The organism is Streptomyces anandii JCM 4720 (genome assembly GCF_014650655.1).
Lineage (GTDB): Bacteria > Actinomycetota > Actinomycetes > Streptomycetales > Streptomycetaceae > Streptomyces > Streptomyces anandii.
Genome location: NZ_BMVJ01000016.1, coordinates 140,454 through 150,997, shown reverse-complemented (window position 1 = coordinate 150,997; position 10,544 = coordinate 140,454). Strand labels below are relative to the sequence as shown.

Annotated in this window: 11 protein-coding genes; 4 read left to right on the top strand and 7 right to left on the bottom strand. The window is 74.3% G+C overall.

Features of this window, described 5'->3' with window-relative positions; translation table 11 throughout:
• From IE249_RS25945 to IE249_RS25935, 3 genes are all read right to left on the bottom strand, one after another.
• Nucleotides 1–780 (bottom strand): SCO1664 family protein (locus IE249_RS25945; protein WP_229859263.1); only part of this gene is annotated, 780 nt, incomplete at its 3' end.
• A complete protein-coding gene (locus IE249_RS25940) occupies nucleotides 744–1,334 on the bottom strand; it encodes a DUF3090 domain-containing protein (RefSeq protein WP_189708437.1) in 591 nt (196 codons plus the stop codon). The genes IE249_RS25940 and IE249_RS25945, both read right to left, overlap by 37 nt.
• Before the next feature lie 131 nt (nucleotides 1,335–1,465).
• Entirely contained in the window at nucleotides 1,466–2,152 is a 687-nt protein-coding gene (locus IE249_RS25935; protein ID WP_189708435.1) for a histidine phosphatase family protein, read from the bottom strand.
• A 62-nt stretch (nucleotides 2,153–2,214) separates the two neighbouring features.
• Between IE249_RS25935 and corA the strand changes: the two genes are divergently transcribed.
• Entirely contained in the window at nucleotides 2,215–3,216 is a 1,002-nt protein-coding gene (gene corA / locus IE249_RS25930) for a magnesium/cobalt transporter CorA (RefSeq protein ID WP_189708433.1), read from the top strand.
• Between the two features lie 28 nt (nucleotides 3,217–3,244).
• On the opposite strand, the gene IE249_RS25925 is transcribed toward corA, so the two are convergent.
• Both IE249_RS25925 and IE249_RS25920 read right to left on the bottom strand, forming a co-directional pair.
• The gene (locus IE249_RS25925) at nucleotides 3,245–4,033 is read right to left on the bottom strand and encodes a ferritin-like domain-containing protein (protein ID WP_189708431.1); all 789 of its coding nucleotides are present in this window, start codon (nucleotides 4,031–4,033) and stop codon (nucleotides 3,245–3,247) included.
• Between the two features lie 278 nt (nucleotides 4,034–4,311).
• On the bottom strand, nucleotides 4,312–5,367 hold the full coding sequence (locus tag IE249_RS25920) for an LLM class F420-dependent oxidoreductase (RefSeq protein WP_189708429.1): 1,056 nt from the start codon (nucleotides 5,365–5,367) through the stop codon (nucleotides 4,312–4,314).
• A 176-nt stretch (nucleotides 5,368–5,543) separates the two neighbouring features.
• Here IE249_RS25920 and IE249_RS25915 point away from each other — a divergent pair, with 176 nt between their 5' ends.
• Nucleotides 5,544–6,527 (top strand): aldo/keto reductase, encoded by a 984-nt coding sequence (locus IE249_RS25915; RefSeq protein WP_189708428.1) that lies wholly within the window; start codon nucleotides 5,544–5,546, stop codon nucleotides 6,525–6,527.
• Complete coding sequence (locus IE249_RS25910; protein WP_189708426.1) at nucleotides 6,524–8,854, top strand: helix-hairpin-helix domain-containing protein; 2,331 nt, start codon at nucleotides 6,524–6,526, stop codon at nucleotides 8,852–8,854. The genes IE249_RS25915 and IE249_RS25910 overlap by 4 nt, the downstream gene beginning before the upstream one ends.
• Before the next feature lie 53 nt (nucleotides 8,855–8,907).
• Here the strand turns inward: IE249_RS25910 and IE249_RS25905 are convergent, their stop codons facing one another.
• Nucleotides 8,908–9,636 (bottom strand): hypothetical protein, encoded by a 729-nt coding sequence (locus tag IE249_RS25905; RefSeq protein ID WP_189708424.1) that lies wholly within the window; start codon nucleotides 9,634–9,636, stop codon nucleotides 8,908–8,910.
• 47 nt (nucleotides 9,637–9,683) lie between these two features.
• Here IE249_RS25905 and IE249_RS25900 point away from each other — a divergent pair, with 47 nt between their 5' ends.
• Nucleotides 9,684–9,872: a DUF5703 family protein gene (locus IE249_RS25900; protein WP_030244084.1), complete on the top strand. Its 189-nt coding sequence runs from the start codon at nucleotides 9,684–9,686 to the stop codon at nucleotides 9,870–9,872.
• Nucleotides 9,873–9,942: 70 nt separating this feature from the next.
• Here the strand turns inward: IE249_RS25900 and IE249_RS39895 are convergent.
• On the bottom strand, nucleotides 9,943–10,544 hold a 602-nt coding region (locus IE249_RS39895), incomplete at its 5' end, for a chaplin (protein WP_189708422.1).

The following is a 10,544-nucleotide window of genomic DNA, read 5'->3' as shown; positions in this document are numbered from 1 at the left end:
GAGCAGGGCGTCCACCCGCGCGCGCGTGGCGCCGACCTCGGCCGGGGTGATCAGGCCCGCCAGCCGCGCCGCGAGGGTGCCGCCGTCGCCCAGGGCGTCCCTGAGGCCCTTGAGGACCCCGGCCGCCTCCGGGGGCAGCGGCTCGCCCGCCCAGCCCCACAGCAGGGTGCGCAGCTTGTCCTCGGTGTTGAACGTGACGCCGTGGTCGATGCCGTAGAGCCGTCCGTCGGCGGTGGGCAGCAGATGGCCGCCCTTGCGGTCGGCGTTGTTGATCACCGCGTCGAGCACGGCCAGCCGGCGCAGCCGCTCGTCGTCGGCGTGCACCAGCAGAGCGGTACGGCCCTCGCCCGCCTCGGCGAAGCCGATCGCCTTCCAGCCGGGGCCGGGCTCCTCGGCGTCGAGCAGCGCGAGCAGTTCGGCCTCGGGAGTGGCCTCGATCCACAGCTGGACCATGCCCTCGCCGTAGGGTCCGTCACGCAGCACGGTGGGCGGCACCAGGCCCCAGCCGGTCGCTTCGGAGACCTCGTAGGCAGCCACCTCCCGCCCTGCCAGGGTGCCGTCGGGGAAGTCCCACAGGGGGCGCTCCCCGGCGACCGGCTTGTAGACGCAGGACAGCTCCCGGCCCTCGTGGGCGACCGTGCAGAACAGCGCCGCGTTGGAGGCGTCCCGGATGCGGCCGCGCACGGTGAGCTCACCGCGGGCGAGCAGCCCGGCGACCGCCGCGTCCGCGGTCTCGCCGGGAGTCACGCTCCGCGGCGGTATCCGTTCTGGCGCGGGCATACGTGTCCTTCCGGGTCGAGCGGGAGGCTGCACAGCGGGCACGGCGGCCGCCCGGCGTTGACGACGTCCAGGGCGCGCTTGGCGAAGGCTCTCGCCTGGGCGCCGGTGAGCCGGACCCGCAGCATCGGGGGGCCGTTCTCCTCGTCCTGGAGCAGCCGCTCCTCCGCCTCGGCGAGGTCCTCCTCGGACTCGGCGTCGAGTTCGACGAGGGCCTGCGCCTCGACGATCATGCGCTGGTCCTCGCCGTCCCAGGCCAGGGCCATGGTGCCGACCCGGAACTCCTCCTCGATGGGGGTGTCCAGCGGGCCGGTGTCGGAGATCTCGGTGGGGGCCATCGCGGGCACGGCGGCGTTGCCCCCGCTGCGGCGCACGACCTCGTCGAGCAGTTCGTCCATGCGCTCGGCGAGCGCGGCGACCTGGGTCTTCTCCAGGGCCACGCTGGTCACCCGGGCGCCGGCGGTGGCCTGGAGGAAGAACGTACGGCGTCCGGGCAGTCCGACCGTGCCGGCCACGAAGCGGTCCGGGGGGTCGTAGAGGAACACCTGACGGGACACGTCCTGTCTCCATGGGAATCGGGGGAACGACTGGATCGGGGGAACGACTGGATCGGGAAAGCGAAGGAATCGGGAGGTCGGCGGAGCGGGGGAAGTCGGCGGCGACCGCTTCACCCTACTGCGGCCGACGATCACGGTGCGCCCGCGCCGCCCCCGACGGGTGCGTCGTCGCCGGCGGGCTCCTCGCGCGGCGCGAGGGACGCGAAGTCGCCGGTGTCCCCGAGCCGCACCAGGAAGGGCCGCAGCCGGGTGTAGCGGATCGCGGTGACGGAGCAGGGCTCGACGGAGATCCGCTGGAAGAGGTCCAGATGAAGCCCGAGTGCGTCGGCGACCAGTGACTTGATGATGTCACCGTGCGAGCACATGAGGTACACCGCGTCGGCCCCGTGGTCGCGCTCCACGCGCGCGTTCCACTCGCGTACGGCCTCGGCGGCGCGGGTCTGCATGGCGCGCATGGACTCGCCGCCGGGGAAGGCCGCCGCCGAGGGGTGCGCCTGCACCACCTCCATCAGCGGCTCGTCCTTGAGCTCGGCGAGCTTGCGGCCGGACCAGTCCCCGTAGTGGCACTCCCCGATCCGCTCGTCGGTGTGAGCGGGAAGACCTGGCCGGGCGGCGAGGAGGGGCCGTACGGTTTCCTGGCACCGCTGCAGCGGGCTGGTCACCACCTCGGCGATGGGCAGCCCCTCGAGCCGGCCGGGCAGCGCCGCGGCCTGCTCGGCGCCTCGCTCGTCGAGGGCCACGTGCGAGGTCCAGCCGGCGAGCACTCCGGCGGTGTTGGCGGTGGAACGTCCGTGCCTGACGAGGATCAACGTGGGCATGCGGCCCAGGGTAGGCGTACGGACAACCCCGGCGACGGCCGGGCGAAGGGAGAACACACTCCGTGATCGTCGACTGCGGGATCTACCAGGACGGGCACCGGCGGGAGGGCCCGAAGGACTTCTCCGACGCGCTGGCCGACGCGCGGGCGGCCGGGGGCTTTGTGTGGGTGGGCCTGCACGAGCCGACCGAGAAGGAGTTCGGCCTGGTCAGCGAGGAGTTCGCGCTGCATCCGCTCGCGGTCGAGGACGCCCTGAAGGCGCATCAGCGCCCCAAGCTGGAGATCTACGACGACTCGCTGTTCGTGGTGCTGAAGCCGGTGATGTACGAGCCGCGCAGCGACACCGTCTCGACCGGCGAGATCATGATCTTCCTGGGCGACTCCTTCGTGGTGACGGTGCGCCACGGCGAGGGCGACGGGCTGGCCGCCGTAAGGCACCGGCTGGAGCAGGAGCCGGAGATGCTGGGCAAGGGCCCGACGGCGGTGCTGTACGCGATCGCGGACACCTCCGTGGACCACTACCTGGACGTGGCGACCGAACTGCAGACGGACCTGGAGGAGCTGGAGACGGAGGTCTTCACCCCGGACCGGGGCGGTTCACGGCACACGGCCTCGCGGATCTACAACTTCAAGCGCCAGATCACGGAGTTCCGGCGGGCCACGGGTCCGCTGGCGCTGCCCATGTCCCGGCTCGCGGGCGCCAGTACGGGGACCTTCGCCACGGCCGTCCCCTTCGTGGACGACAAGGCGCGGCCCTTCTTCCGGGACGTCAGCGACCACCTGACCCGGGTGAACGAGTCCGTGGAGGGCCTGGACCGCCTCGTCTCGGACATCCTGTCGGCCCATCTGGCGCAGATCAGCGTGCAGCAGAACGACGACATGCGGAAGATCTCCGCCTGGGCGGCGATGGCGGCGATCCCGACGATGATCGCGGGCATCTACGGCATGAACTTCGACCACATGCCCGAGCTGCACTGGCTCTGGTCCTACCCGGCCGTGATCGTCGTGATGGCCGTCCTGGAGGTGCTCCTGTACCGCACGTTCAAGCGCCGGGGATGGCTGTAGCCCCCACTGTGGCCGGGCGCCGCCGGGTTCAGACGTACTCCGGGGACGGGGTGGCCGGCCCGCCGAGGGGGTCGCGCCGGGCGGGCGCCTCCAGGGTGACCATGCGGCGCCAGCCGGCGAGGCGCTCGCAGGCGTAGAGGGCGTGGATGCCGGCGGCGAGCAGCGCGGACCTGGCCGCGGACCAGCCGAGGATGCGGCCCATGCGGGCCATGACGGCGAGGCTCACGTCGCGGTGGACGCGGATCTCGGCCAGCGCGCACGCGCGCAGGGTGCGCTGGATGTGCCGGCCGTGCCCGGCGGCCGCGAGGCGCAGCAGTTCCTCGTGGCAGTAGGCGAGGTGGTTGTCCTCGTCGTCGGCGATCATCCGCACGGCGCGTCCCACGACGGGGTGGTCGCCGAAGTGCCGGCGCAGCAGCCGCATCTGCTCGGCGGCGCGCTGTTCGGTGACCCGGCTGTGCGCCAGGTAGACGACGATGTCCGCCACGGTGAGCGGCTCGTCGGAGCGCAGCCGCTCGTGCGCCAGGCCGATGCCCCGCCGCTCCAGAAGCATGGTGTAGTCGGTCTCCGGTGGCACCGGGACGGGCTCCAGACCGCGCTTGGAGAGCAGGGCGCGGAAGATGCGCCCGTGCTTGTCCTCGTCGGCGCCGTGGCGCGCGATCTTCGGGGCGAGGGCGCGCTCGCGCGGCGGTACGAGGGCGGCGATGCGCCCGTTCTCCCAGCCGCCCTGGGCCTCCCCGCCGGCCGCGATCGAACAGAACAGCCGGAACGACTCGTCGTGGTCGAGGATCTCCTGGAACAGGCTCCTGGGCGAAAGCATCGGGCCACCTCCCTGTTCGGACCGCGGGACCGCCGCACGGACGAGTCAAGTGCGGGTGCGGGGGCGCCGCAACAGGGGTGCCGGACGACTGCGCCGAACGGAGGAACGGCGGTCAGGGGCCGTCGCGCGACGACGGCGCCCCAGGGGCCGTAACCCCCGGGCCGCCGGGCGCGTTGTTCTCGGTGACGGCCGTGGCGGGGAAGACCCCCGAGCCCCCACCACGGCCGCAGAAGACTCCGGTGGCCTTCCGGCGTCGCCGCTCGGGTCAAGGGCCCGCGTCACGCCAGTCCGGCGCGCTCCAGGGCCTCGGTGCCCGCCCGGAGCGAGGCGATCCGCTCGTCCAGGGTGAAGCCGGCGGGCGCCAGGGTCAGCGTGGTGACCCCGGCCGCCGCGTAGGCCCGCATCCGGTCGGCGATGCGGTCCACCGAGCCGAGCAGCGTGGTCTGGTCGATGAGCTCCTGCGGTACGGCGCCTGCCGCGCCCTCCTTGTCGCCGGACAGGTACTTGTCCTGGATCTCGGCGGCCTGCTTCTCGTAGCCCATGCGGCAGGCGAGCTGGTTGTAGAAGTTCTGCTTGCGGCTGCCCATGCCGCCCACGTACAGCGCGGTGTAGGGCCGGAAGGTGTCGGCGAGGCGGGCCACGTCCTTGTCCTCGCCGACGGCGAGCGGCAGGGTCGGGCAGACGTCGAAGCCCTCCATCGTCAGGCCCGCCTTCTCGCGCCCGGCGCGCAGATGACGGAGCGCCGTGTCCTCCAGGTGGTCGGCGGAGGGGAAGATGAGCAGCGCGCCGTCGGCGATCTCGCCGGTCTGCTCCAGGTTCTTCGGTCCGATGGCGGCGATGTACAGCGGAATGTGCTCGCGCTGCGGGTGCACGGTCAGCTTGATCGGCTTGCCGGGACCGCCGGGCAGCGGCAGCGTCCAGTGCTCGCCCTCGTAGGAGAGGCGCTCTCGGGTCATGGCCTTGCGGATGATCTCGACGTACTCGCGGGTTCGGGCCAGCGGCTTGTCGAACTTGACGCCGTACCAGCCCTCGGAGACCTGCGGTCCCGAGACGCCGAGGCCGAGGCGGAAACGGCCGCCGGAGAGCGAGTCGAGCGTCGCGGCGGTCATCGCGGTCATGGCGGGCTGCCGGGCGGGGATCTGGAAGATCGCCGAGCCGACGTCGATGCGCTCGGTCTGCGCGGCGACCCAGGCGAGCACGGTGGCCGCGTCCGAGCCGTAGGCCTCGGCGGCCCAGCACACGGCGTAGCCGAGGCGGTCGGCCTCCCTGGCGACGGCCAGATTGTCCGCGTCCATCCCGGCACCCCAGTAGCCGAGGTTGATCCCGAGCTGCATGCCGCTCCCCTTACCGATCAGTAACGTCCTTGTGCGGGAGACCCTAGCGCGGGGGCGCCGGTCGCGGCAGGCCACGGCGGGTGTGACGGCCGCCTCGCGGGGTGGTCCGGCCGGCCGGAAATCCGGTTGTCCACAGGTAACCCACGCCTCATCCCTGGCCAGTAATCTCGGCGTTCATGGAGCAGAGGCATCTCGGCCGTACGGGCCTGCGCGTGTCCCGCATCGGCCTCGGCACCCTCACCTGGGGCCGGGACACCGACGAGCACGACGCCGCGGACATGCTGAAGGCGTTCTGGGAGGCGGGCGGCACCCTCGTCGACACGGCCGACGTGTACGGCGACGGGGAGGCCGAGTATCTGCTGGGGCGGCTCATAGACGGCCTGGTGCCGCGCCGTGACCTGGTCATCTCCACCAAGGCGGGCAGCGTCCCCGACCCCGACCGCCGCTTCGACGGCTCCCGCGGCCATCTGCTGGCGGCGCTGGACGCCTCCCTGGGCCGCCTGGGCACGGACCACGTCGATGTGTGGCACGTCCACGCCTACGACCCGTTCACCCCGCTCGAGGAGACCCTCCAGACCCTCGACCTGGCCGTCAGCAGCGGCCGGGCGCGCTACGCCGGGGTCTCCAACTTCTGCGGCTGGCAGCTGGCCAAGGCCGCGACCTGGCAGCTGGCGGCGCCGGGCCCCCGCACCCGGCTGGCGAGCACGCAGATGGAGTACTCGCTGCTGCAGCGCGGCGTCGAGCGCGAGGTGCTGCCCGCCGCGATCGACCTGGGCATCGGCATGCTGCCCTCCTCCCCCCTCGGCCGCGGTGTGCTCACCGGCAAGTACCGCAACGCGACCCCGGCCGACTCGCGCGGCGCCTCCGAGCACCTGGCGCCGTTCGTCGAGCCGTACCTCGACGACACCGCGAGCCGCATCGTGGACGCGGTGACCACGGCCGCGGACGGCCTCGCGGTGACCCCGCTCCAGGTCGCCCTCGCCTGGGTCCGCGACCGGCCAGGCGTGGCCGCCCCGATCGTCGGCGCGCGCAACGCGCAGCAGCTCACGGCGGCGTTGTCAGTGGAGGCCCTTAGTCTTCCTGACGAGATCTGCCGGGCGCTCGACGACGTGTCGGCGCCCCTGCACCGCTATCCCGATCACGACTGGAGCACGCTGTGAGCACGGACCCGGAGACCACGGAGCAGGACGAGCCGGGGACGCCGGACCTTCCGGCCACGGCCACCGAGCACGGCCCGGACGAAGCCGGTCACGGTCCCGGTGAGGCGGGTGGCAGTGCCGGCGAGGCACATGGCGGTGAGGCCGGTTACGCCGGCGGTGGCGGCGAGGCAGGGGGAGACGACGCCGGTGGTGGCGGGCTTTCCGAGGCGGAGGCGGAGCTCGCGGCGCAGCGGGTCGAGCGGGAGCGGATCGAGCGGCGCAAGACCGAGAAGGCGGGGCCCATCGAGAGCGGGGGCAAGCTGACCGGCACGGCGGCCGATCTGCTCGCCGCCGTGCGGGCCGTGGAGGGCGGTGCGAAGCCCACGACCGACCTGTTCGCCGAGCCGGAGCCGGCCCGCCGCCGGCCCGCCCAGGAGCCGGTACGACGCCCGGCGCCCGCGCCCGCCGGGGCGGCCCCCGCCGTGTCTGCCGGGCCCGCGCCGGAGGTCGTCCAGGCGGTGCGCGGGGTCCTGGCCGAGGGCGGCGCCCCCGAGGCGCTCGCCGTCCAGACCGCCGCGGTCCTCGGGGAGGGTGCCGAGGAGCGCCTGCGCGCGGACCCCTGGCTGCTGCTGCGTGTGACCGGCGTGCGCCCGGAGCAGGCCGACTCCTTCGCGCGGGGCCTGCTCGGCGCGGAGTGCGGCCCGGACGACGAGCGGCGCGGCCGCGCCTTCACGGTCCGGCTTCTCGAACAGGCGGCCCTCGCCGGGCATACGGCCCTGGAGGCGCCCGCGCTGACCGCCGCCCTGGCCCAGCGCGGGGTGCCCGACCCCGAGGCCGCGCTGAGCAGCGCGCTCACCGAGGGCGAGGCGCTCGTCTTCCAGGACGCCCTGGAGGAGCCCGGAGCCCCCGTCACCGAGCGCGCGGACGCCGGGGTCGGGACGGAGGAAGCGGACGAGGGCGAGGACGCCGAGGGCGGGCAGCGCCCGGTCCGGGTCCTGGTCGGCCTCGAGCGGTACGCACTCGCCGAGGAGAGCCTCGCCGACGGGCTGGCCCGGCTGCTCAACTCCGTACCGAAGGAGGACGGTCCGGCCGAGGGCTGGGAGCGCGCCGCGGCCTCGGCGCGCGGCTCCGCCGCCGAGCTGATCCGCGCGGTCGCGGGCCACGGCCTGGTGCTGCACACCGGCGGTGAGGCCTCCCGCGTCGAGCCGGCGCGGCTGCTCGCCGAGGCGAGCGCCCTGGGGCTGCGAGCCTGGGCCGCCGCGCACAGCCCGCTGGGCCGGGACGACTTCGCCGCACTGCTGCGCGGCTCCGGGCCCGCCGGCGATCGAACCGACGCCCCCGCCGGCGACCTCCCCGACGGCCGCCCCGCCGGGAGCGGCGGGCACCCCGGCGTGGTCACGGTGGCCGGGCTGCTGTCCGGGGCCGAGGGGCCGGGGCGGGACGGCGACGGGGCGCTGGACCTGGACCTCCTCGTCGTCCTCGACGCGCCCCAGCTGGACGTCGAGACGGCGGCGCTGCTGGTGGAGTCGCTGCCGGACGGAGCCCGCCTGGTGTGGTCGGGGGACCCGGGGGTGCTGTGGTCGGCGGGTCCTGGCCGGGTCTTCGCGGACCTGCTGGCGGCGCGGGTGTGCCCGCAGATCGCCTCCCGGCTGCCCGATCCCGGGCCGCTGGGCGAGCTGCTCTCGGGCGTCGGCATCGGCGAGCTGAACCAGGTGGAGGCGCCCGGCAAGGAGGTCGTGATCGTGCCGGTGCGGGACGCCGGCGAGGCCGTGCACCGGACCGTGCAGCTCGTCGCGGACTCGGTGCCGCGGGCGATCGGCGTCCCGGCCGGGCAGACCGTGGTGATCACCCCGGGCCACGGCGGCGCGGCCGGCACCCGTGTGCTGAACGCGGCGCTCAAGGAACGGCTGAACCCGGGTCCCGGCCGCTTCGGCGGATTCGACCCGGGCGACCGGATCGTCTACTCCCCCGCCCCCGGCCGTACGGTGCCGGGCGAGGTGGCGGGCGCCGACGCCGAGGGACTGCGCCTGTCCTGCTCGGGCGAGACCGTCGTCGTGGCCAGGGACCGGGTGGAGGGCTGTGTGCGGCACGGGTGGGCGCTGACCGCGCACCAGGCCGCCGGCGGCCGCTGGCCCGCCGTGGTCGTGGTACTGCCGGGCGACGCGGCGCAGGCGCTCAGCCGGCCGTGGGTCTACACGGCGTTCGGGCGGGCGAGCCGGCACCTGTCCGTGGTGCACGGCGTGGAGCAGGCGCTCCCGCGGGCGGTGGCCGAGGTCCCGGCCAGACCCCGGACGACCCGCCTGCCCGTCCTGCTCCGCGCGCAGGCACGCGAGCAGGCGGCGGGCTAGGACCTGTCCGGGGGACGACGGAGGGGCGGGGGCGTATCCACTCGGCGGCCGCCTCAGCGGTCGGTCGCGTCCAGCGGTTCCAGGTCCTCGTCCTCGTCCTCCCCGAGGTCGGTGTCGAGGTCGTCCTCGTCGTCGCCGTCCGTGTCCTCGCCCTCGTCCTCCTCGTCCTCCTCCTCGTCGTCGAAGACCGCGCTCACGTCGAAGCGGCAGACCACCCGCTCCGGGTCGACGTGCTCGAAGGGCGTCTCCAGCCATTCGCCGGGGTCGGAGAGCTCGTCCGAGGCCGTGACCCACAGGGTGGAGTCGGCCTCCTCGAGGCCGAACTCCTTGTGCCGCGAGGCGATTTCGTCCGGTTCGAACTCGCCGAAGAGGACGCCGAGCGCCCCGGGCACCGTGCCGGAGGCGTCCCCGCCCGCCCCCACGCCGGCCTCGGAGTCCGCGGCCTCCACCCGCTCGGCCTGGGCCAGCAGCCGCTGCGGCTCGGCCACGGCGTAGTCGCGGCGGATCAGCACGCTGATCGCGTGGGGCTCCTCGGGGCCCGTGTACGGCGGCAGCGTGTCGTCACCGGGGATCTCGAAGGGCGTGACCTCGTCGTAGCGGTCGTAGAGCAGCTCGTCGTAGGCCTCCGCGGCCGCCGCCAGCTGGTTGAACGCCTCGTAGACGGCCGGGTCGTCCTCCCCCGACCTGCGTTCGACCGCGGCCAGGTGGCGGTCGAGCGCGGTCTTGACCGCCTCGGCGGCGGCGCGTACCTCGGCAGCGGTGGGCTGCGCAGCATCAGACATAGTGCAGACGCTATCCGTACCGGGCCCCGGCCCGCACAATAGATGCGATGCCGGAATACGAATTTGTCGACGTGTACGTACCGCGCGGGGTGTCCCGCAAGGAGACGGCACGCCTGCTGACGGACCACGCCGAGTACGGTCACTGGGAGTTGTACCGTCTGAGCCTGCTGCGCGACGGCAGCCGCAGGGTGCGGTTGCGCCGGCGGATCATCCGCCAGGTGCGCGCCACGTGGTGAGCTGAGACGGTCCTGACAAGCAGCGGGCCCCGCATGGTGCGGGGCCCGCTCTGTCATGTATGCGCTCGGATCAGGCCGAGGCGCGCGCCCTGCGATACAGCACGGCGCCGGCGAGCAGTGCGCCCGCGCCCGCCGGGAGGGCGAGGCCCAGGGGCAGCTCACTGCCGGTGTGGGCGAGCTGCGCCCGGCCGCCGGGCACGGCGACGGTCTGGGTGCCGGGCGTGTTGACGTGCGAGGAGCCGCCGGGCGTGCTCCCTCCGGTGGTGGGCGGCGTCGCGGGCGTGCCGGGGTGACCCGGGGTGCCGGGGTGGCTGGGCGTGCCCGGGTGACCGGGGGTCCCGGGGTGTCCCGGGTGGCCGGGGTGACCCGGGTGTCCGGGGTGGCCCGGGTGTCCGGGGTGGCCGGGGTGACCCGGGTGTCCGGGGTGACCCGGAGTGCCGGGCGGGTTCTCGTGGCCGCCCGGAGGGTTGTGGTGGCCGCCGCCCGTGTTCGCGCAGTCGTTGCCCACGGCGGCGTTGCCGACGCCGATCACGTCGACGCTGTTGCCGCAGACGTTGACGGGCACGTCGACCGGCGCCTGGATGTGGTTGCCCGAACCCACGCCGGGCGAGTCGCTCGCGTGACCGCCGGCGTGCGCGCCGCCGTGGCCGTGCCCGCGGTGGCCGGAGTCGC